Source organism: [Scytonema hofmanni] UTEX 2349 (genome assembly GCF_000582685.1).
In the GTDB taxonomy this organism is placed as follows: domain Bacteria; phylum Cyanobacteriota; class Cyanobacteriia; order Cyanobacteriales; family Nostocaceae; genus Hassallia; species Hassallia hofmanni.
This window is the reverse complement of sequence record NZ_KK073768.1, coordinates 4,453,630-4,476,460: the sequence shown is the minus strand read 5'-3', so window position 1 is coordinate 4,476,460 and position 22,831 is coordinate 4,453,630. Positions and strand designations below refer to the sequence as shown.

The window sequence follows — 22,831 nt, the reverse complement described above, 5'->3', positions numbered from 1 at the left end:
CATGGGGCATGGGGCAATGGGCAATGGGGGACAAGGGGGAATTACCAATGCCCTATGCCCTATGCCCTATGCCCTATGCCCTATGCCCTATGCCCTATGCCTATGCCCTATGCCCTATGCCCTATGCCCATTACCAATTCCACATAACTGAGTTGTCGTCTAAATAGTCGGTGACAATACGTCCGATCGCATCGATTTCTTGAAGTTCATTTTCAGACAGTTTCATATCCGCAGCTTTGGCGTTAGCGATCGCTTGAGAGGAGTTTCGCGCACCAGCGATCGCATTAGCTTGCGGTTGGGCAATTAACCACAAGAGTGCTAACTGAGCTAAAGTACAATTGTGGCGATCGGCGATTGGACGTAATTTATCTAAAGCTTGTTGAGCAAGTTGATAATTTTCCCCTTGAAATAGTTTGTTTTTCGCACGATTATCTTGGGGATCAAATTTATGATATGCCGCAAATTTACCTGTTAATAATCCCTGCGCTAAAGGTGAATAAGCAATGATAGATATATTGTTTTTTATACAATAGGGCATTGCGTCTTTTTCTACTTGTCGCCAGAACAAAGAATAAGGGGGTTGTAAACTATCAATCCGTCCGTACTTGGCAGCTTCTTCTAATTGAACACCCGAAAAGTTGGAAACACCAATAGTCCGAATTTTTCCTTGTTCTTTTAGATGATTGAGGGCTTTCATCGTTTCCTCAATTGGGACATTTTCGCTCTTAAAAGAGCCTGAGGGCCAATGAATTTGGTAAAGGTCAATATAATCTGTTTTCAGATTTTTTAGAGAGCGATCGCAAGCTTCTATTACTAGATCGTACTTGAGATGATTGGCAAAAACTTTTGTCGCGTATTCGACGCGATCGCGTACATCTGATAAAGCTTCAGCCACAATTTGTTCTGAATGTCCTTCACCATATACCTCAGCAGTGTCAAATGTGGTAATACCCGCTTCAAAGGCTGCTTTTATGGCTTTAATTGAGTCAGAATCTTCAATTCCTACCCACATTTTTTTCCCCGCTTGCCAAGTCCCCATCAAGATGGGTGTGATTTGCACGTCCGATGTCCCTAAACGTCGCTTTTCCATGTTTAATTAGGGCTTGCTGAATAAGTCTTTAAAGCGAATCTAGAAGCCACACAGGTTACAAAATGGTTGTTTCGTTGCTCAGTTTCCTTTCTTTACCTAGCGATCGCGCTTTGATTGTGCAAGGGTTTTGAGACTCTAGATGTTAAACAAGTGCACTTGTTTGGTGAAAAAAGGCTTAAACCCCTTATCTGGACTAGATTACACATTCATTCAGCAAGCCCTAATTACTGAGTGATAAGGCTTTTTTATTTTATGCATACATTCTGATTTTATCTCCTAATATGAAATCCAAAAATCTATCATATTTGCTCAATTATGCCTATAGAGTTAGATAAAGTAATTCAGCTTAATTAACTACGTCAGTTTCTCACCTCGGCATTTTCTTTTGCTGTCCCTAAAGTGAATAATATCTCTAGATATATTTAGATGTTTGGAATTATTTTTTTAGGCGTGAATTTTGCCTGAATTGCATTTGGAATAAAAACAAAGCGAAAGTAAAATTAAGTTGTACTTGGTAACACAATTGTTTTTTCGTCTCTTGATCCTATTAGTACTTCTTCAGATATATATTTTGAAAAAAATGTTATTATGTTAATCTGGTAATTTTTCCATAGATAACAGAAATAAATAGCGCTTTGGCAGGATTATTGATTAAGTTCTCCATCATTTGTAACTGAGTTGATTTTCTATTGTTAAAAGAGCGATGTTTCTTGACTCGCGGCTGCATACACGTCTACGCCAGGTAGCGAGAATAAACGTACTATAACTGTTAGTCAATCGATTAAAACACTAGTAAGTATTTATGCCAAAAACTACAATCCATGCTCTCAAAGAATGGGCAGTTGCCGTCAACGCCTTAGAACAGGGCGAAACGATTATGTTACTACGTAAAGGCGGTATTCATGAACAAGGTGGACGTTTCCGAGTTGCCCATGAGGAGATTTTGCTGTACCCAACTTCTGAACATCAACAGTCTTTTATGCTGAAAGCTGAGTATGGCTCATATGTACAGCCAGTGACATCTGGTTGGCATCCAGAAACAGTGGCGATCGCTAGTTGGGCAGAAATTACTGATATTTTACCGGTTAGTGACGAGTCAATTGTCAAAGCGTTACTGCCATTTCATATATGGAATGAGTATTTTATTAGCGATCGCCTGATATGGAAAGCGCGTCAACCCCTTTACATTCTGTTGCTGCGAACTTACAAATTACCCAAAGTGCAAGAAATTCCCTATCGTCGAGAATACGGTGGCTGTAAATCATGGATTGATTTGGCAGAGACAATTAACTTGCAACCCGCTGAACCTGCATTATCTGACTTTGTCTACAATTCGCTAGTAACACAAATTCGCGCCATTGTCGGTGACAAGTTGTATGCTGCATCATTTTGACGCTGATTAATTTTCTTGAAGAAATAGTAGCTTCTAATACATACACTTAGGAAAACCGCAGATAACATTAGAGAAATCTTACCTTGGAAAACTCTAGGGAAAGATTTTTGTTATCACTGTTTTCTTCGTAGCTTTGGGGCGCCCTGCATCTATGGTTAATAGCAGAGATTCGTCGAAGTATTTAATTCGACATGCTAAGAGCGAAAACTAGGCAAAGAAAAATTACCCCACAAGGGTGAGGTTAGACTTGACATAAGTCTGCCATTATGCTTTTAAATCAAATACGAGGAGTTTGCCATGCATCGACAAATGTGCTGGTTATCTAAGTTTGGCGGCGATGGACAGAAAGTTTTACATTTGCAGACTGCACCCCATGAACCGTGGCGTCCTTACACAGCTTTTCCGCAATATGCAGTAGCCGATTATAAAATAGAAGGCGGTTCTTTGGGTTGGGCAACTTACCAAAAGCTTTTGAAAGCAGGCTGGACTTTGGTACATACCGCACGGGCAAACGAGTTTAGCAGTTACTCGGCTGAAGTTAAAAATTAGGAGTAGAAGTTAAGACTAGTGGTCTGTCGCAAAAGTTTTGATAGGTGAATCAGTTTTGAAATTTCCCTTCTCTACCTCTTAACTTCGCGTTCTTTGCGTCCTTCTCTAACGAGACGCTGCGCGAATGCGGTTCGTTCTCTTATCCCTCAAAATTAATGGGACAGACCACTAGACATAGGTGTGAAAAAGAATGTAGAGACTACCAAGTGCTACGTCTTTACAAGGATTATGGGCAACGCATAATTAATTTATACGCCTAAAGCCATTGCATATACAAATGCAGGTTAAGCATATGGGCGATCGCGATTTAGTCTTTTTAACTAATGTAAAATGTTTAACCTTAAAATTAACGACAGTTAAGCTGGGTGGGATAATTTATTGAAGTTATCTCCAGGGCAAACCTATACTTATCCTATATGGATAAATCACAGATTGATCGGCTGATTGAGATTATCCACCAAGACCTATTACCAGGATTGCAGATTGAGAGCGTCGATCCCCACGATCCGGTGAAAGTCTATTCTCTACCTGACCCTTGGAAAGTTTTGGGAAAGGGAAATTACGCCGCAGTTGTTTATCACCCCGATTTTCCAAACTATGTGGTGAAAACTTACGCGCCAGGACGACCGGGCTTTGAAGAGGAAGTGGAAGTTTACCGACGCTTGGGTTCACACCCAGCTTTTTCTCAGTGTTTGTATGCCCTAGAAAACTTCTTAGTGCTCAAACGGTTGCATGGTGTAACTCTCTACGACTGCATCCCCCGTGGTATACGTATCCCTAAAAAGGTTATAGAAGACATCGACCAGGCGCTAGACTATGCTCGTGGGCGCGGTCTTTACCCCCATGATATCCACGGACGCAATGTAATGATGCACGAAGGTAAAGGACTAGTTGTAGATATTTCCGACTTCCTCCATCAGGAGAATTGCTCAAAGTGGAATAACTTCAAAAGAGCATATTACTGGTTTTATCGCCCCTTCTTGTCTCCAATAAAGCTGCGAATACCCTACTTTGTCCTCGATGTTGTCCGCAAAACTTATCGCCGATGTGCTTCGCTTAAAACTACCTGCTCTCGTTTATTACGTTCATTTATATGGCGATAAATCCTGAAAACGGCAACCTAATTTATAAGACCAAAGCAAAATATATTTTAAACTAAGTGAATTAACTGATAAAAGAGAATGCGATATTATTTGAGCTTATTGCTGATTTTGTAACCAAGTAGCCAAGTCTGACACTGCGGTAAAGTCGAATAATTCTTCACTCAAAGCATCCAGCTGATTAGCAGAGAGCGAAATAAGCTGTTGTTGTATTTCTGGGGTAATCGTACCAAATCGCCGCGAAAGCTGGCGTGTCAAAATATCTAACTTAGCTTTTTGTAATATTTCTTGATAAAGCGGTGAATCGATCATTAGTTCCTCCGTCAAATATTGTCGAATTATTTGTCTGTTGAACTTTATGCTTGCCAGCAATTCTACGCAAGCGGAAATATTCTGCTTCTGTTCTCCTTCTTCAATTCTATCTATCTGCGCGGCAACTCGTTCAAGCAAAGTTTCTGGAGCATCGGTTTTAGCCAAAACTGCTAAAGGTAGTAGTGCAGGATTATTCAGAAGCGGTTCTGGGTCTTGCTCCCACAAACGTATAATCCGAAATTTATGCCTTGTATTCCTAACTGCAAGTTCGTCATCATAGATAGCAGGTGAATTTGTTTGCCTTAAGAAAATAACCACCTGTTCAACTGGACACTCGTATTTACGATATATTCTCAGCCAATAATCGAGCATCCGTACTTTCAAGGGAAGTTTGGAAGCCGGAACAGTTTGGAACTCTAAGTGTAAAATTATATTAAGTTCTGATACTTGTAGGACTTACGCACGCACTACGTATTTCCGTCATTGCGACGCAAGGAAGCAATCTCAAAGTCTTGTTTTCTCGTAACGAGTGCGTAAGTCCTAACTTGAAACAAAGCATCAGACCGAATCGGTTCAAGGCTTAACTCGGTAGGTAAAACTTTAATCTCGGTTGCGGTATTAAGCAGCCATTGCACAAAAGCTAACGGGTATTCAGATGTAAGATACCGACAGATATTATCGTATGCCAAAGCTTTTTAGGAAAAAATACAACACTGATTTAATACACTATTACTATACTTGAAAATTATTACCTTAAAAATTTGCTAAACTCCAACTTCTAGAGATTAAATAGAAATAGTCTAAGTATTTGGCATTTGCAAGGGGTCGCAAAGTGGCTGATGATGATATAAACGCACAAAAGATTCATCCGAGAGACTTTTCATGGTCTTTCTGGTTCACTTTGCCACTTTACCCGTATGGTAGACGCCGAACAATCCGCAAGGAAGTGGTTAAAGACACAATTTGGACTTTCGACCAGCTTCAGGGGATTTTCTATGTTGTTGTGCCGATTCGCATGACGGTTGTAAAGCTGGATGAAGGTGGTTTACTGGTTTATGCACCGATCGCACCCACCCCAGAATGTATCCGGCTAGTTAAAGAGTTGGTGAAACACCACGGCGATGTTAAGTATATCATTCTGCCAACTATTTCTGGACTAGAACACAAAGTTTTTGTCGGTCCGTTTGCCAGATGCTTTGGGAATGCAGAGATATTTGTGGCTCCAGAGCAGTGGAGTTTCCCACTAAATCTGCCATTAAGTTGGCTGGGTTTGCCTTATAAACGTACTTCATTTCTTCCAGAAGACAGCAGTTTAGCACCCTTTGCGAAGGATTTTGATTATGCCATACTCGGTCCGATTCATTTGGGACCGGGTAAGTTTGCCGAAGTTGCATTTTTTCACAAGCGATCGCATACTCTGCTTGTCACCGATTCAGTTGTTTCTGTACCAGAAGATCCGCCGGCGATCGTACAATTAGATCCATATCCTTTACTGTTTCATGCTAAAGACAATGCGACTGATATCGTTGCCGACAATCAGCTAAACCGCCGTAAAGGATGGCAGCGCATCTCGTTATTTGCTTTATACTTTCAACCTGCGGTGCTGGAAGTACCCGCATGGGGTGAAGTGTTTCGCAATGCCTTCAAAGCACCGGAACGCTCAAAAAAAGCTTATTTTGGCTTGTTTCCCTTTCAATGGAAAGAAAATTGGAAACAGTCATTTGATGCACTGCGCGGAGAAGGTCGTTTGTTTGTGGCGCCAATTTTACAGACTCTCATTCTCAATCGCGCACCCAAAGAAACTATCGAATGGGCTGATAAGATTGCTACTTGGGACTTTCAGGAAATTATACCTTGTCACTTTGACGCACCAATTAAAGCACAGCCGTATCAGTTTAGACAAGCATTCTCGTTTTTAGAAAAGCAGTGTAATAGTTATCCTTTGCCGGAGGAGGACTTTATATTATTGAAGAAAATCGATGCAGGTTTAAATAAGAGTGGTATAACACCACCTGCAAAGGATAAGGTTTAACAAAAAGGGCAAATTATGAACGTCTAGAAAGGCAATTTTTTAGGCACTTGAATATCATCCAACGCTTTCATGGAGCCAATCTGTTCGGTTCAGGCTATAAACGGAGCAGTCATCGTCACCAAACCGTCGGTGTTCGACAAATTGGAAGCCGAGACGTTCATAGAAGCGGTGAGCGCGGGTATTGCTGGCAAGTGGATCGATGAGTACAGCCGTCACAACCGGGTCAGCGAAACATCGGGCAAGTGCAAGCTGCATCATTTTCGTTCCATACCCTTTACCCAAATCGTTCTCCTCTCCAATCCAGATGTCAATGGCACGAAAACCCTCTGGAATATCACCCCAATAATGGCTATCCTCAAGCGCTGGATCGATGATTTGGATAAATCCGATGGGACGACCATCGATTTCGGCTATCAATTGCTCCCGACCATCGGGAGTGCGGTCAAGTTCTACTTCCCAACCCCAGTCATCATTAGGGTCTGAGGAAATTACGTGAGGTTGCTCATCCCAGTGTTGCAGCAGTTCCAAATCAGCAGAGGTGGCAGCTCGTAGGTTCATCACAACTTCTTGAACGTTAAAGTTATTAGTTCTCTAATGTCGGTGCAAACTGTGCAAATAGCTCTGCTCCTGTCATATTCTTAGTTTCATTGGCAAAAGAGTAATATTCGGGCTTTTCGTCAATGAAAACCTGATGCTCGAAAATAAGACCTTCGCTATTATCGAAGAGTCCAACAGGTACGAAGTATTGGTTATTTTGTTTCAATCTGTAAAATAGATGGCTACCACATTTCTGACAGAATCCACGTTCTGCCCATTCGGAAGATTGATAAACGCCGATATTTTCTTCACCCTCAAAACTAACATCACAGCCACACTCAACGGCTAAAAAAGCTCCTCCGCCCCACTTTCTACACATATTACAATGACAAGCTCCCACGAGATTGCTCATATTTGTCGTGGATATGCTTACCGCTCTACACAGGCAGCTACCTTTGACAACACTAAGATTAGACATATTCTTCTCTCCTATCCCTTGAGGCATAACTATTACAATATTATCAAAACGGTGTATTTGCTTGTAAATGCATAGTTTGTCCGGTTTGCGGATGCTGAAAGCGAAGTTCTCTTGCGTGCAGATGTAAGCGATTTGCGTTGTTTAGGCATCCATAAAGGCGATCGCCTAATATTGTCATCCCAAGTCCTCTAACATCGGCTGCATGAACTCTCAATTGGTGGGTGCGTCCGGTAATTGGTATAAATTCTACGCGAGTATAGTCTTTATCCCTCGCAATTACCCGGTAGTGAGTTAAGCTGAATTTGCCGCGTTCATCGACTTTCTGATATGGGCGATTTTGCGGATCTCCCCATAATGGTAATTCAATTATACCTTGATCAATTGTCAGCAAACCGGAAAGTACCGCTTCGTAAACTTTGTGAATTTGCCGTTGCTGAAACTGCTGGCTGAGTTGGCGATGAGTAATCCGATCGCGTGCTAGCAAAAGTATCCCAGATGTTTCTTGATCTAAACGATGCACAGATGCGATCGCCATGCCATCAGGTAACAAATGATGCAAGCGAGTCAAGACACTATCTTGGCGATCGTGATAACGACCAGGCACAGAAAGCAGTCCTGGAGGTTTATTTACTGCAATCAGCCATTCGTCTTCATAAAGAATCAAGACCTCTCCCCTACCCCTCTCCTGCAAGGAGAGGGGATAAATTTCTCCCCCTTCCCTAGTAGGGAAGGGGGCTGGGGGGTTAGGTCTTAATCCTGACAGCAAAAACCCCATCATTGGCTGACAGCGTTCCGCACAAGCACCATAAAATTCTCCCTGGATTTTGTCTTGTGTAGAGGATGCACCCCACCAAAACTCAGCCATTGCTAAAGGTTTGAGGTTATGTGTTGCCGCATAGTGCAGCAGTTTTGGGGCGCAACAATCTCCCGTTCCAGTGGGTAAGCCATCTGGTATTAATTGCTGTAATGATTTTGATTGCCCTAGAAAATTCACTAGGGTGTAAGTTGCGTGCATCTCTGCCTGAAGTTGGCGAGATAGTTGTTTGCGCTGTTGTTTAAGTTCGCGAATCTGTATGTCTGCGGTTTCAATTATCGACTTCAGCGGTTGCAAAGTTTCATCTCGTAAGCGTTTCAGGTGTCGTCGCTCAATTCCATGTTGACGACTTTCTTCATCGAGTTGTTCAAGGGCAATTATTAAAGCTTCTCCCGTCAAAGTTTCCCAGAGTATCTGACGTTTTTCGTGTCGTTGCTGTTTATAATTTTGATGGCGATCGCTCAGGGAGTGCAACTTAATATCAAACTCGCTTTTAAGGGTTTCATATTCTTGCCTTTGGGGAAGTTGCTTTAAATTGATAATTTCTTGCTTGATTGCTTCCAATTCAGCCAATGTGCGAGCTTCTTCTAAAGCTACTTGATCTCTTCCGGCAATTGGTGGAACCCAGCCTTCAACTATGCTATTACCATTGAGAAGACCGGAGAAAGCTTTTATTATCCGTTGTTCGCCTAATGGTAGTTCTACTAATAGTATTCCATACATTTTACCTTCACGACAGTATAAGTCATTTTGGGCAAGATGTTCCATTAATTTATGTGCGATCGCTTCTACCAATGAAGTGCGGGGTAGTTTGAGAAGTTCGCCACCAGAACCGCGCCCTTGATAATAATAGCTAGGAACGAAGTTGCTAACTGTATAATTGTCGATGAAATCTGAAAGCCGATGAAGAATTACCATATAAGGCTATAATATCAAATCTGCCTGAACCAGATACTTAAAATTACTATTTTAAAGCACTTGCAGCATTGTCTTTGTTCAAACTAAAGTTTGAGTATTGTATCAGCCAAAATATGTTTTTTGGGTAGGGATGATGTTGTCCGAAACGCTGAACAATCCTGCGAAGGCAGGCTTTTTTCGTGTAGCCCCAGGCTAAAGCGCCTGTTCGCGCAGCGTGCGCTCGGCGCAGGGAATAATGTGCAGCCTCATATAAAATTGGTATTACGACAGCAGCGATAAATTTGGTTTATATTCGTGGTCAGGAAATCGTCAAGATACTCCGGAAAAAATTGAATCAATTAATTTACCATCTGATTTTCGTCCAGAATCAATTTTATTTTATCCTGACCGAAAAAATCAATTTTAAATCCTCAGTGATGATGGAGCAATTATCAGAGTTGATGGTAAGGAATGTAAAGAATTTAAGGATGAAAACCATCCTCAAAAATATTTCCGCAGTCTGTGGATTACTGTCAGTCAAGGTTAAAATTTACCATCCAACAAATAATATGATGTCCGGTTAATTAACACTAATAAAAACATCGTAACCAACGCAAGAGACGTTCCGCCGGAACGTCTCTACAATATATGTAATAAGCCTGTCATGATATAAGATCAGGCTCGGATGATTAGTTGTCATTGAAGCAATCGTTGAGTCATTGCGATCGCAATGACGAATTATATCATGTCCGGATAATTAGCTATGATTCCCACAGTCATTGCACCCCACCCCCAACCCCTCCCCGCAAGCGGGGAGGCAGGGTGGTTTCATACCATCAGAGAAAAATTAAAACCAGTTATCAAAGCCTCTCCCCCCGTGGGGGAGAGGTTTGGAGAGGGGTCAAAATCTATGATTCAAAACGAGAAATAGAGGCTTTCATATTTTTCTTTTTTCGTATGAAACCACCCTGCTCCCGGCAAGCGGGGAGGGGAGACAAAGCGTAGCTTTGGCGGGGTGGGGTTCTTGGGGTGAGCGTAAGTAATAAGCGCGGACATGATATTATAAGTGATTAAGCGAACTTGATATAACTCATAAATGATAGAAAATATTCTGAGCACATGCACTCTTTCCCACTATTCCGGAAAAAAGCAACTGATAGAACAACAAAATCCTGGTAAAAGTGGCGAGGTTATTTCATCATCACCTAACAAAGTAGCAACTAAAATTAATCGCGCTTTTTCTCGTCGATAAACTTCCACTTGTTTAGTTAACCTATCAACAATCCAATACTCCCGTACACCTTGAACTGAATAAAGTTTTAGTTTTGCTTCCTTATCTCGAAATTCGTTTTGTTTACCAGGAGATAAAACTTCTACAACTAACTCTGGTGCGCTTCTCAAATGTCCTGCTTCATCTTCAATTTGAGCTAGTCTTTCTCGACTTACCCAAACTACATCCGGGATGACGCTATCTGCTTCCGAAAAAATTACACCCGGAGCAACAATCGTTTCCCCTAAACCACTCGACTCTGACCAAGTATCGAGTTTTGCAAATATTTTACCACAAACTTGTTGATGTTTGCGATGAGGAGAGCGAGTCACGAAAAGTTCTCCATCAATAATTTCATAGCGCGTCCACTCATTCTGCGGTAGACCCTCTAAATCGTAAATTGTCCAGCGTACTTTCTCAATAGCTTGACTCATAATTGTCTCCGTCTGGCTTATTGCCTTTATTTGATTTTATCTGACGAGAAGCCAATAATAGCGTCTACGAACTTGGTCAACCTCGCCATCTCAAAACTAAAAATGAGGGTTGTGCGATCGCTACTTCAAAAAGGGTATCTTGCTCAGTAGCGAAAGCGTTTTTTTATGCGTTATCCATAACCCTTGTAGAGACGTAGCAATGCTACGTCTCTTCATTTTTTGCTACGTCTCTACATTCTTTATGGTCACGAAGATATCAAAAAAAGGACGTTCTTAAGAACGTCCCTGTAGTGAATTGAAATTCACAAATAATCCATATTAAAGATATTGGAGAGCGTCTACAACTCCCTCAAGAAATCAATCATCGCTTGTTGATCAGAACGTGTCAGAGAACGGAAACGAGCCATAACTTCCCGTGCTTCACCCCGATGAGTTGTCGAAAGCTCACTGTCATAAGGTGGGCAAATGACATTCTCAGGAGATGTGCCGTATAAGCTGTAGTCGATAACGTTGCCGATTATATTGGTGACTTTGCCACCTCTAGGAACAGGGCATCCGCCACCCCGCAGCTTAGAAGTCTTAGAGTCATCGGGTGCAGGTAGGTCATGTAACTCAATTGCTGCCAGAATCGCATCGTCTACTGAGCGAATAACTAAAGGTGCGTTGGTGACTCTGCTATTGGTCGTTACAGTACCCCCAGGCGTGGTGTCACGGTTTAAGGTACTTAAGAAAACACGAGCATCATGCAGGAATGGAGGACCGACTCTTCCAATTCCTGTCAGAGGTGGTGTCCGGAACTGATCACCGTCAGCAGTACCTTTCTGGTTTGAGAAGGCATCACTACTCAGGTTGCGGGGGAGATCATAGGTCGTGAAGGTCTTGCCGAATTTACCTTTGCGCTTCTCATCTCCATCATCGTCATCGGAATCTTTGCCGGATTTGTCACCAGGAACAATTCTTTCAGAGCGGCTGATCAGGATGGGGTCGCGGGGAGTTGGCGCAAAGCGTTCAGCATCTATGGTTGGTCCTCTATGGATATTAAGATCTGAGAACACAGGAGTCCAACGGTAGCTGAGAGCATCTACAAGTGCTTGTTCATCAGGACCCAAGGATGGGTCGCCAAGAGCCGGAGACAAACCAGTTCTTTGAATTGGAGTATGACAGCTGACGCAACCAACCATGCGATCGCTCTGGTTAATTGCATTGCGATCTAGACCATCGCCGCGTTTAGGCATCTTACCGGCAATCGTCCGGTTAGCAAAGGCAACCAGGTCAACACCAAAAAGCTGCGCCCCTCGTTGTACTCTACCAGCAGGGCTGTTGCCTCTGATAGGTCTGGAGGGATTTCGGGAATTTAGCACCGCCAAGAGATTGTTGCCAAATTCTGGGGGAGCCGTCCCACGGATGAAATTCCGCGCACTAAATGGTATGCTGACAGAAATCTCTGGATCATCGAGTAAACTGCGGCAGTTGCGATTATAAGGGGCAATGTTGCCGTCAGCAATCACTTGCTCAAAAGGAGAGATCCGGTTGGTCATGCTCAGAGTACCAAACGTCCCTCCCACAATAAACTGCATCATCTCTGTACCATTGGCACGTAAACCAAAACGCCCCAGTCCTTCGGCGAGTTGATCCTCTCTGCCACGAGGTACATTCGGAGGAACTGTATTGGTCGCACCTGTGATGCAATCACCGGTACACTGGAAGGAAGAAGTTTTGAGGGAGGAATTGTCACCTCTGGCATCGTTGGGGTCAGGCGCACTGGAAATATCGACGTTTGGAATAGCCTCTATCAACCCACGACCAATATATGGGGGACCAGCAAGTTCAGTAATAGCACGTCTAAATCCAAGTGGACTCAGTCCCGTAACGGGATCGACGGTTCCGAGGTTTCTATCTTCTGCAATGCTGGGGATAGCTTCTGGTCTGCAATCTAGACTTGGGTCTAAAGCTTTCAGTTCTTCAGAAGGAGGGCGCACGTGTTGCAAGAAACCACCAAAATTCTGAGTTACGCCGAGGAAATTTGGCACATTAGTCAATGGATCAAAAGATGTCAGAAAATTGACCTCTTCTTGACTGGGTGAAAAGTCTCCAAAGACTGTAAAGGCTGCGGTTCGCCCTGTACTATTAACCGCATCTAATTCTTGACTGGTGTTTACACTCTGACGACTGAAGTCAACAGAACCATCGGGATTGACCGGATCTAAGCGTCTACCGGGAGCTTGACCGCCATCTGTGGTATTGCCTGATACAATACTGAAGTTTGTGGTAACTGTCCTGCCAGCTCGACTGACGAGAGAAGAACCTGTGAGTAGTCCTTCATTGGGAACTGACTCAAGGTTATTCAGGTGACAACCCGTACATCGAGTTTGCATGGCTACCGACCCGAAACCGTTCTCAACTTTTTGTGGGGTAGTAAAGAACTCAGACCCTTCTAGCACTCTTTCACGAACTGAGGTTGGTATAGAAGGATAAAGTAATCTATCCAACTGCGCCAAAGTTTTTACGGGGGTAAGTCCGACATCGCCATAGGTGTCGCGAGGGACACGCTCCGCTGGACGCAGGGGGCGATCAGGATCAGGAGGTTGAACCACAAAGTTGGTTGCAACCTCGGCTTGGCGGCGGACCATTAAAGTGTCTTCGTCAGGAAGAGGAATCTGACCGAATACTTTGTTAGGGAAAACGTAAGAAACGAAAATTGAAAGGCTAAATGATATAGCCACTATCAACAAGACACTCAGAAGTTTAAATCTTCGCATTAAATTTCTCAGCCCTCTTTAAGATTAAGTAAGACAAGTTGAAGATCACAAACCTAATTTGGGATTTGTGTCCTCTCAATGCTAGTAAGTATGAAAACTAACTAACTATTAGTACCAATGCTTAGACCTTGATTTCGCAAACCTAAGGGTAATTACATATATACTTTACCTTTATGACAATACTAAAGTAAAGCCATCTAAGAAGAAATATTTCTACATAAAGAACCTACCATTGTCCGGATAATTGGGTAGAATTCATGGGAGGTATGACAAAAAGTTGGGTAAAATAAGCGAAAAATCAGCACGACTTCGTAAGATGCCCTATGAAAAAGTGTGTTTTTTGTATACCAGCTAACCTTGGGGGGATTTTTCCGTAATGAGGAAGTTCCCAAGAGGTGTCCCGACGCGATCGCCCATTTTTCACTTCACAACCCAAAAATAGGGTTATATCATGTCCATTTAATTAACAGTAATAAAAACGTCGCAACCGTCGTAGAGACGTTCCACCGGAACGTCTTTACATCATAAGTAATTTTCCGGACATGATACTACAGATGCGATCGCCTTACTTTTTGGCGTTCCTGATTTCATGTATGACGCAGGATTTTACGTAAAACCAAAATCCTTGATTAGACTATTCTGTGCTACGTCTCTACATCCAGATTCATACCTCAATTCAGCAATGCCTATTTTTTAATTCCCTTAAACCGTTCTTTCGCACTTTCAAAAGCAACTTGCATCACTGACTGAATCTTCTTCGGATCGGGTTTTTTGCCCCCCATCAAATCACCGAAATAAACACAAGCACCTTCCCCCAAAGACCAAGTATAAGCCGCTGCCCAAGATGCAGCAATTACGCTGCCAAAACCTGGTATAAATTTAATCAACTCGCGAGCGATCGCCTTTGCCAAAAAACCACCTGCGATCGCACTCACCAAACCCCCCGCTTGCGATGGTGTCAGCGTTTGTCCATACAATTTACCCAACAACCCCACCATCGATACTTGCAATGCAGTTAATACTGGCATTGTCGCCAGTGGCAACGGTACTGCCGCCACTGTAGCTGCCATAATTGCAAATGCTAACATGTAACGGCGTCCCACATCGCGGTAGAGGTTGCCAATTTGCTCACTAGCAGAGCGATCTAATAATTGATAAATCGCTTGGGATTCTGCCTCTGGAAGTAAATCTGCTAAAGTATCTCTGAACGCTTCCAAACCATAAAATACTGGTGTGTAGCCATCTTCTTCTAAAGTAAAATCGATCATGATAGAGCGATCGCACACTCCACTAAAAGCTTCTTCAATTGCTGCAAATGCTCGTTTGACTTCCTGATAATCTGGTGGATAAGCTGGATGATCTGCCGTACCTGGAGGATAAACTTCATGCAAGCAAGTAACCGCTAGCAAACAGGGAATATCTGGATATTTCTGACGTAATTCTTTCGCAATTTGTCGTAGCGAGTCAACAGCAAAGTCATTGATTTTCACGGTGAGAATCAAAATTCTCGCACCGCGACTTTCTTTTTGCAAATCAGCAATTAATTCTTGAATAATTGCCTTTTCTTCTTGATACACATCTCCCAAACCGACCGTATCCGTAAAAATAAGTAAAGGCAAGTCATTTGAAGGATAAGCGTAGCGTTCAGTGTGTTGCGTATGCGGACGATATCCTTGACCAACAATCTCGGCAGAAACTCCCGTCAGTCCCCGCACAATCGAACTTTTTCCGGCTTGTGGCTTACCAATCAGCAGCGCTTCAGTAGTTGGTAGTTCGGCGCGGACTGTCTGCAAAATCTCTGCAACTTGAGCTTCACTGACGCTCAACTGTTTGACAAGACTTTGTGCTAATTGGTCTACGGGTAAAAGTTGCATTAAGCGACTGGTTGCATTATTCCAGACTTCAGTAATGTGGTTTTTACTGTAATTCTTGCCAGAAGTTTTCACCTCATCAATCGATTCATTCGACTGTTGAGAATCAGTTGATGGCAAGTTAGCATCATTTTGCTCAGTCATTTGCATCAAGGTAGATAGACTCTATCATTCAGGAAGCTTCATGGTTAACATTGTTAAACCTAGAAGACTCCTGTAGTCATTCTAGATGATTCGACGAAATCTGATGGCAGTGGTAACTTCTCTGTAGAGACGCAATATATCGCGTCTCTACAATGATTTTGGGTTCGCTAATTTTCTTATCCGAACCGTATTAGGAGGTGGGGTTGCTGTACCTCACTCGACGGAGAAACGCTATATGCCAGTTGCGTAAGTCTTGTCTATAAAGCATTCGACATGCGATCGCTTCGCAGCGGCTTCCGCATACCTTTGTAATACTTAGAAAAATACGGTGTGTCAATCGCATCTTTGATTATCCTGGTGAGGGACATAGTTTTTTAGTACTATAAAAAATGACAGGCTCAAATTTTGGGTGGCTACGCTTATATTGATGTACATCAATTGTCGTAAAGGTTTGCCCTGTTCGCACCGGGAACCCTACGTCTCTATGGGTTCTGGATAAATGCATATTTAATTACTACGCCTATGTCTATATATCCTGCTGCGATCGCCACACTTTGACACTAAACAATGTTACGATGTGTATAAATTTTAACGATATGAAGTCACTACCTGGTATAAATAAATTTTTTGTAAAGTTTGCTAAGTATACTTTACTTAAGTAACTAGAGTGTTAGACTCCTAATAACAGTATCACAAACTGAGTTGAACAATAAACATGAAAAGCCATTAAATAAAAAAAAGAAAATTGTAAGTAGTAGTGTTCTTACTGACAGTGCAATATATAGCGGACGTTGAAATAGCGACTTATCAACCTCCGCTATATATACGGATGAGAGCTTTGCCGCACTCAACGCAAAAGGTCTTCCGTGAGTCAATTCACCAGGGAATAGTTCAAAGTTAAAACAATTGACTCTTAATTGATAACCTCATCAATATCTGACAGTTATTTATCAGGGAATGCATTGCCAAGCTTTTGTCAATCAATACTAGAAAGATGTCTACCACGATTAAAAATCTAATCCATCATTTTGGAATAGTTCTTTAATGGTCTTTTTGGTATGAAATTTTAAATCACCTTATATTTGTCTCTTTCGATAAAAGAGGTCAAATTGCGGTGAAGGTGCAATCTTTATCTCAAATATTCAAGCATTAGGTCGTGCTGTATACTATTCGGTGCACAGATGTCACCTGGATAGTGCTTTTTTGAACTCCTAAACAACCTCAACAAACAGGTATTAGGTGACAGAAAACGCAAATATAAAAGCTGGTGACGGACGCGATCGCTTCCGTCATGGATAGAAGAAACAAGTCAAATCCTCTTCCCTTCTGGCTTCTACCTCCAGCAAAGAGTGCCTTGTTTCTTTAAAGAGCGTACACAACACAGTCCTACTGCAAGGAGAATGCTTACAAACAATCTGCAACAAACAGTCTTGTTTTCTATAGGTTTGTACATATGACAATGGAATCTTTGCCAAACTTTGAAGAAATAGATGTTCGGAAATACTTACAGGTTTTGCAACGACGTTGGCTACCTGTAATAGGAATTTTTGGAATATCTGTTAGTCTTGGATCTTTATATGCATTTTCTCTAAAACCCTCATATAAAGCAGAAGGAAGTTTGATGATTAAAACTAATCGCACTTCCTCACTCACAGGGTTAACGCAAGATATAGGACGCCTAGAAGCATTGAATCAGAACGAAAATCCTCTGGAAACTCAGGTAAAAATTGTTACTTCAAATCCAGTGCTTCAAGAAACGATTCGTTTACTCAATCTCAAAAATGCAAAAGGAAATCCCCTGCCGATTCGCGACTTTGCCGCCAAACTTAAGGTAGAAGGTATCAAAGGCAGCGATGTTGTACAGATTACTTATGGAGATAACAATCCTGAACTGGCTAGTAAAGCTGTCAATACAGTTATCAATACTTATATTAAGCAGAATGTGCAGGCAAATCAGGATGAAGCACTGACAGCCAAAAAATTTATTGAGATGCAACTACCCAAAGCTGAGGGAACTGTTAGAAGAGCCGAATCAGAACTAAGGGAATTTAAAGAAAAGAATAAAGTCATTGTATTAGACCAAGAAGCAAATGCCGCAGTTGATACGATTTCTAAGTTAAACAGCCAAGTTTCTCAAGCTCAAGCTCAACTGGATGATGTCAATGGTCGTTTAGAACAGTTACGCAAACAAGCTCAAGTAGATTCACAGCAAGGTGTAATTGCATCTGAGTTGAGTCAAGCACCTGGAGTTCAAAAAGTGCTTGCCCAACTTCAGGAAGCAGAAAGTCAACTGACACTAGAACGTACTCGTTTCCAAGCCGGACACCCTACGGTTACTAACTTAGAAGAAAAAGTTGCTGCTCTTAGGAGCTTGCTACAAGAGCGGACAGGACAAGTAGCTGGTGAAGCGCAGGTAACACAGGGAAGTTTGCAGATTGGACAACTGCGACAAGGCTTGATTGCAGATATTACCCGTGCTGAGGCGCAACGTGTCGGTCTAGAAAGACAAATTGTCACACTCTCCCAACAAGTGAATACTTATAGACAAAGAGCAAGTTATTTGCCACGACTAGAACAGTTTCAACGGGAGCTAGAACGCAAGCTGAAAGCAGCTCAAACGACTTACGAAATACTCTTGACAAAACTGCAAGAAATTTCTGTTGCCGAGAACCAAAAGATTCCCAATGCTCGTGTCATCTCCTATGCCTTAATACCTGATAAACCAGAAGGTCCCCGCAAACTTTTGTTTATTGTTGGTGGAGGAGCAGCTGGTCTTTTTCTGGGTATCATTACTGCCTTTAGTTTAGACTTGATGGATCGCTCAGTCAAGACAGTCAAAGAAGCTAAAGAAGTCATGAGATACACCCTTTTGGGAATCATTCCGGGGTTGAGTATAAATGGGAAAAATCATTATTCTGCCACAGGATTAAATAAATCTCTTCCCAGAATCATAGGCAGAGATATTCCTCACTTCCCCTTTGGTGACGCATACCAAATACTGCAAGCGAATTTGAAATTCCTATGTTCTGATAAACCGCTTAAAAGCATTGTGGTATCAAGTTCCGTTGCCAAAGAAGGAAAGTCTGAAGTAGCTGCAAATTTAGCTGTGGCTATGGCTCAGTTAGGGCGTCGGGTGTTGTTAGTAGATGCAGATATGCGTCATCCCATACAGCATCATATCTGGGAACTAACTAATGCTGTTGGACTTAGCAATATCATTGTCGATCAAGTCTCTTTAAATGCTGCGGTGCAAGAAGTTCTTCCCAACTTATATGTACTTTCATCTGGAGTTTTGCCACCGAACCCAATGGCACTTCTAGATTCCCAGCGTATGGCAATATTACTTAATAGCTTTGCCAGAGATTACGATTTTGTAATTTTCGATACTCCTGCATTGTCAGGAACTGCGGATGCTGCTGTTTTAAGCAATCTCACCGACGGTATCTTGCTAGTAGTTCGTCCTGGAGTAGTTAATTTAGACAGTGCTAATGCTGCCAAAGAGTTTTTAACTCAGTCAGGTCAGAAGGTTTTAGGGATAGTCATCAATGGTGTGAATGTTAAGAGGGAACCTGATAGTTATTTTTATTACACCAAGGATGCGATTGAGACAGCTATTACTTCCAACAATAATTCTTCATTGATGAGAGAAGTTGATTCAAGGTAATTGAAAGAAGCGCTACAACTGGCTGATTAGCCTGCACTTATTTTTCTGGAGTTTATTTTGTGATGAGGCATTATCAAGCTATGGATACAAACAAAATCCAAACAACTTGTTTGATTAATAATTACAATTATGCTCAATTTCTTATAGAGGCAGTTAATAGCGCATTAAATCAAACAGTTAAATTTGATGAAATTATTATTGTTGATGATGCCTCTACAGATAATTCGGCGGAAATAATCGCTAAATTTGCCCAATCAGCGAATATTAAATGTATCTTGAAAGAAAAAAATCAAGGACAATTATCATCTTTTAACGAAGGTTTTTCAGCGGCAACTGGAGATATTATCTTTTTTTTAGATGCAGATGATATGTACGAGCCTGAATATTTAGAAAATGCCTTAAATTTTTATAGGAGACATCGGGAATGTGATTTTATGTTTTGTGCCTACAAAAAATTTGGTGCAGTTGAAGGAACATTTCAAACTGATGGAGTTGATTTAGATTTAGGTTATTCGGTAATTAGAACTTTATGCATTGGTGAATGGGTTGGCTCTATAACTTCAACATTATCAATGCGTAGAGAAGTACTAAGAAAATTTTTACCCATTCCATATATAGAAGATTGGCGTGTCAGGGCTGATGACTGTCTGGTATGGGGAGCTTCTTTAGTAGGAGCTAAAAAGTTTTATATGTCTAAACCTTTAGTGATGTACAGAATACATAATAATAATCACTACCATAATAAAACTTTAAGCACTGATAAAAATTATGAATACAAGAGATTTTTAAAATGTAATTACTTATTTAATTACATCATTCAAAGAAATAATTTTAGTTTGCCGTTGTCTTTAGCTTTAACGTCTTTGGATGAGTTGAAAACAATACCTTGCCCAAAAACTAAAGATTTTATTGTTTATTTTAAAATAATATTTTTATTTGAACAAAATCTTTATTCAAAAGTTAAAGGAATTGTTTCTTTGTTTAGCCTTTTGGTAAAGCAAGCTCTGGCGATGAAATTACAAATAATGTCAGGCATCAATGAGAAAGTATCCACTTAGTTGATGAAAATAAATTAGCAATAATTTGGATAATAGAAATTCAAAATGTTACATAGTCAAATGAAAACGTAATGCTAAATAAATTGAAAATTCCCAACTTATCACAATTGAAATCTCGCTCTGGACTGCGTGCAATTATTACCAATACAGGTTGGTTGTTTAGCGATCGCATTCTACGTATGGGTGCAAGCTTGATCGTAGGAGTATGGGTAGCACGCTACTTAGGAGTAAAGCAGTATGGTCTGTTTAATTATGCTTTAGCCTTTGTCAGCTTATTTAGTCCAATTTTCACCCTCGGACTAGACGATGTATTAGTTCGTCATCTTGTATCTAAATCATCAAACAAAGAGGAACTTTTAGGAACCGCTTTTTGGCTAAAACTGCTGGGTGGGATTGCCTCTGTGTTACTAGCAGTAGGCTGTATGTTTTTCTTAGGTGAGAAGGAAGCACTGAAGATATGGCTAGTTACGATTTTAGCCGTGACAGGAATTTTCCGGGCTGTTGATACTATTGAACTGTGGTTTCAATCACAGGTGAAGTCAAAATACACTGTAATCGCTAAAAACGCAGCTTATTTACTAAATACTCTCATCAAAGTAGGACTAATTTTAACAAAAGCACCTTTGATAGCTTTTGCTTGGGTAACATTAGCAGAATTTGCGATGAATGCAATTAGCTTGGTAATGATTTACCAAGCCAAAGGATTTTCAGTGTGGTTGTGGACATGGAGTTTTTCTGCTGCCAAAACACTTTTGAAAGAGAGTTTACCTCTGATTTTTTCTGGATTCGCTATCCTGATTTTTATGAAAATTGACCAGATAATGTTAGGTCAAATGATAGGAGATAGCGAAGTTGGTATTTATTCTGCTGCTGTCCGAATTTCTGAGATTTGGTATTTTATTCCGACAACTGTTGTTTCCTCCGTTGGTCCTTCAATCTACGCAGCTAAAGAAAAATCAGAAACTCTTTACTATAAGCGGATAAGACAATTACTTCGTCTAATGGCATTTATATCTATTGGAATTTCTCTACCAATGACATTCCTATCCGGAAATATAATTATGGCAATGTTTGGAAGTGGATATGCAGAGGCTGGACCAATATTAGCAGTTCATATTTGGACTTCGTTGTTTGTATTTATGGGTGTTGCAACATCACCCTGGTTTGTTGCTGAAGGTTTGAACAATGTTTCTTTAGGTAAGACTTTATTAGGGGCAATCTTAAACATCATTCTTAACTTATTGTTGATTCCTAAATATGCGGGATTGGGTGCAGCGATCGCAACCATAATATCTCAAGCTGTTGCCGCTTTTATAAGCAATGGATTTGATAAAAGAACACAAAAACTATTTCAACTCCAGCTTCAGTCGCTCCTTCCTTTTTCTAACTCTTGAACAGCATCAGTAATTTATGTAGAGCAACCATATTTCATATCTTGACAATTGTGATTGATATTTTTTTACTTGCTTTTTTGTTTCAATAAAATATTCTAATCAAACATGAATACACCAGTTACCTTTATTATTTTCAAACGACCGCAAACCACAGAGAAAGTTTTTGAAGTTATTCGCAAAGTAAAACCTTCAAAGCTATTTGTGATAGCAGATGGACCTCGCACTGATCGTGAGGGTGAAGCAGAAAAGTGTGAAGCAACTCGAGCAATTATTGAAAGAGTTGATTGGGATTGTGAAGTTATCAAGAATTATTCTGATATTAATTTAGGCTGTGCCAAACGAGTTTATAGTGGATTAGATTGGGTTTTTAATCATACAGAAGAAACCATAATTTTAGAAGATGATTGCATACCTAATCTAACCTTTTTCCGCTTCTGTGAAGAGTTACTCGAAAAATACAGGTACGATACTAGAATTTCAACAATCTCTGCACAGAACGTTCAATTCGGACACAGACGTACAAATTATAGTTACTATTTTTCTCGCTACACTCATTGCTGGGGTTGGGCAAGTTGGCGACGTGCTTGGCAACATTATGATTTGAACATCAAACTCTGGAAAGAGGTACAAGCAGAAAATCTCTTAAATGACATTTTGATAGATCCGAAACTAGTAAATTATTGGCAGCGAATATTTCAATCAGTTTATGAAAATCCTACAGGTATCACCTGGGATTACCAATGGACATTTGCTTCCTGGATGCAGGGTAGCCTCAGCATTATTCCCAATGTAAATTTAGTTTCTAATGTTGGTATTGGTGCAGACGCAACTCATTTTAGTTCTCATCAAGAATGTTCGTTCATTAATATACCAACCCAAGCAATGGAATTTCCTTTGGAGCATCCACCGTTTATTGTGCGTAATGTAGAAGCAGATATTTTTACACAGAAAACAGTCTATAGGGCAACTGCTTTGGATATTTTTAAAGAGAGGTTAAAGAAAGCAATTAACTACTCACCGATTAACAAATAGTGA

Annotated in this window: 18 protein-coding genes; 9 read left to right on the top strand and 9 right to left on the bottom strand. The window is 41.0% G+C overall.

Annotation, left to right across the window (positions count from 1 at the left end; translation table 11 throughout):
* Positions 1 to 16: 16 nt before the first annotated feature.
* Positions 17 to 151: a histidine kinase gene (locus TOL9009_RS46165; RefSeq protein WP_186227645.1), complete on the top strand. Its 135-nt coding sequence runs from the start codon at positions 17 to 19 to the stop codon at positions 149 to 151.
* On the opposite strand, the gene TOL9009_RS0125285 is transcribed toward TOL9009_RS46165, so the two are convergent.
* Complete coding sequence (locus TOL9009_RS0125285) at positions 131 to 1,090, bottom strand: aldo/keto reductase (RefSeq protein WP_029635687.1); 960 nt, start codon at positions 1,088 to 1,090, stop codon at positions 131 to 133. The genes TOL9009_RS46165 and TOL9009_RS0125285 overlap by 21 nt on opposite strands.
* 802 nt (positions 1,091 to 1,892) lie before the next feature.
* Here TOL9009_RS0125285 and TOL9009_RS0125280 point away from each other — a divergent pair.
* The 3 genes from TOL9009_RS0125280 to TOL9009_RS0125270 all read left to right on the top strand — a co-directional run bounded on the left by TOL9009_RS0125280 (position 1,893) and on the right by TOL9009_RS0125270 (position 4,135).
* Complete coding sequence (locus TOL9009_RS0125280) at positions 1,893 to 2,483, top strand: DUF1802 family protein (RefSeq protein ID WP_029635685.1); 591 nt, start codon at positions 1,893 to 1,895, stop codon at positions 2,481 to 2,483.
* A gap of 297 nt (positions 2,484 to 2,780) precedes the next feature.
* Positions 2,781 to 3,032 (top strand): hypothetical protein, encoded by a 252-nt coding sequence (locus TOL9009_RS0125275; RefSeq protein WP_029635683.1) that lies wholly within the window; start codon positions 2,781 to 2,783, stop codon positions 3,030 to 3,032.
* A 416-nt stretch (positions 3,033 to 3,448) separates the two neighbouring features.
* Positions 3,449 to 4,135, top strand: coding sequence for a serine/threonine-protein kinase (locus TOL9009_RS0125270; RefSeq protein ID WP_029635681.1), 687 nt, complete (start codon positions 3,449 to 3,451; stop codon positions 4,133 to 4,135).
* A gap of 96 nt (positions 4,136 to 4,231) precedes the next feature.
* On the opposite strand, the gene TOL9009_RS50230 is transcribed toward TOL9009_RS0125270, so the two are convergent.
* Together TOL9009_RS50230 and TOL9009_RS50225 are read right to left on the bottom strand one after the other, a co-directional pair.
* The gene (locus TOL9009_RS50230; RefSeq protein WP_313770077.1) at positions 4,232 to 4,816 is read right to left on the bottom strand and encodes a DUF4351 domain-containing protein; all 585 of its coding nucleotides are present in this window, start codon (positions 4,814 to 4,816) and stop codon (positions 4,232 to 4,234) included.
* A 95-nt stretch (positions 4,817 to 4,911) separates the two neighbouring features.
* Positions 4,912 to 5,133 (bottom strand): hypothetical protein, encoded by a 222-nt coding sequence (locus tag TOL9009_RS50225; RefSeq protein ID WP_313770076.1) that lies wholly within the window; start codon positions 5,131 to 5,133, stop codon positions 4,912 to 4,914.
* Positions 5,134 to 5,252: 119 nt separating this feature from the next.
* Between TOL9009_RS50225 and TOL9009_RS0125260 the strand changes: the two genes are divergently transcribed.
* Positions 5,253 to 6,476: a DUF4336 domain-containing protein gene (locus tag TOL9009_RS0125260; RefSeq protein ID WP_199341222.1), complete on the top strand. Its 1,224-nt coding sequence runs from the start codon at positions 5,253 to 5,255 to the stop codon at positions 6,474 to 6,476.
* A 54-nt stretch (positions 6,477 to 6,530) separates the two neighbouring features.
* Here the strand turns inward: TOL9009_RS0125260 and TOL9009_RS0125255 are convergent, their stop codons facing one another.
* The 6 genes from TOL9009_RS0125255 to TOL9009_RS0125220 all read right to left on the bottom strand — a co-directional run bounded on the left by TOL9009_RS0125255 (position 6,531) and on the right by TOL9009_RS0125220 (position 15,680).
* Positions 6,531 to 7,034: a GNAT family N-acetyltransferase gene (locus TOL9009_RS0125255; RefSeq protein WP_199341221.1), complete on the bottom strand. Its 504-nt coding sequence runs from the start codon at positions 7,032 to 7,034 to the stop codon at positions 6,531 to 6,533.
* Between the two features lie 25 nt (positions 7,035 to 7,059).
* Positions 7,060 to 7,491, bottom strand: coding sequence for a GFA family protein (locus TOL9009_RS0125250; protein ID WP_029635675.1), 432 nt, complete (start codon positions 7,489 to 7,491; stop codon positions 7,060 to 7,062).
* Between the two features lie 43 nt (positions 7,492 to 7,534).
* Positions 7,535 to 9,223: an RluA family pseudouridine synthase gene (locus tag TOL9009_RS0125245; protein WP_029635673.1), complete on the bottom strand. Its 1,689-nt coding sequence runs from the start codon at positions 9,221 to 9,223 to the stop codon at positions 7,535 to 7,537.
* A gap of 1,113 nt (positions 9,224 to 10,336) precedes the next feature.
* Positions 10,337 to 10,906, bottom strand: a complete 570-nt coding sequence (locus TOL9009_RS0125230; protein ID WP_029635669.1) for a Uma2 family endonuclease — start codon at positions 10,904 to 10,906, stop codon at positions 10,337 to 10,339.
* Positions 10,907 to 11,244: 338 nt separating this feature from the next.
* A complete protein-coding gene (locus TOL9009_RS0125225; protein ID WP_144238334.1) occupies positions 11,245 to 13,665 on the bottom strand; it encodes a di-heme oxidoredictase family protein in 2,421 nt (806 codons plus the stop codon).
* A 686-nt stretch (positions 13,666 to 14,351) separates the two neighbouring features.
* On the bottom strand, positions 14,352 to 15,680 hold the full coding sequence (locus TOL9009_RS0125220; RefSeq protein ID WP_029635665.1) for a GTPase family protein: 1,329 nt from the start codon (positions 15,678 to 15,680) through the stop codon (positions 14,352 to 14,354).
* A gap of 1,453 nt (positions 15,681 to 17,133) precedes the next feature.
* On the opposite strand from TOL9009_RS0125220, the gene TOL9009_RS0125215 reads away from it, so the two are divergent.
* From TOL9009_RS0125215 to TOL9009_RS0125200, 4 genes are all read left to right on the top strand, one after another.
* The gene (locus TOL9009_RS0125215; protein ID WP_029635663.1) at positions 17,134 to 19,344 is read left to right on the top strand and encodes a GumC family protein; all 2,211 of its coding nucleotides are present in this window, start codon (positions 17,134 to 17,136) and stop codon (positions 19,342 to 19,344) included.
* Between the two features lie 80 nt (positions 19,345 to 19,424).
* Complete coding sequence (locus TOL9009_RS0125210) at positions 19,425 to 20,402, top strand: glycosyltransferase (protein WP_029635661.1); 978 nt, start codon at positions 19,425 to 19,427, stop codon at positions 20,400 to 20,402.
* Between the two features lie 71 nt (positions 20,403 to 20,473).
* Positions 20,474 to 21,796, top strand: a complete 1,323-nt coding sequence (locus TOL9009_RS0125205) for a flippase (RefSeq protein WP_029635659.1) — start codon at positions 20,474 to 20,476, stop codon at positions 21,794 to 21,796.
* 105 nt (positions 21,797 to 21,901) lie between these two features.
* Entirely contained in the window at positions 21,902 to 22,828 is a 927-nt protein-coding gene (locus TOL9009_RS0125200) for a hypothetical protein (protein WP_029635658.1), read from the top strand.
* Positions 22,829 to 22,831 lie beyond the last annotated feature (3 nt).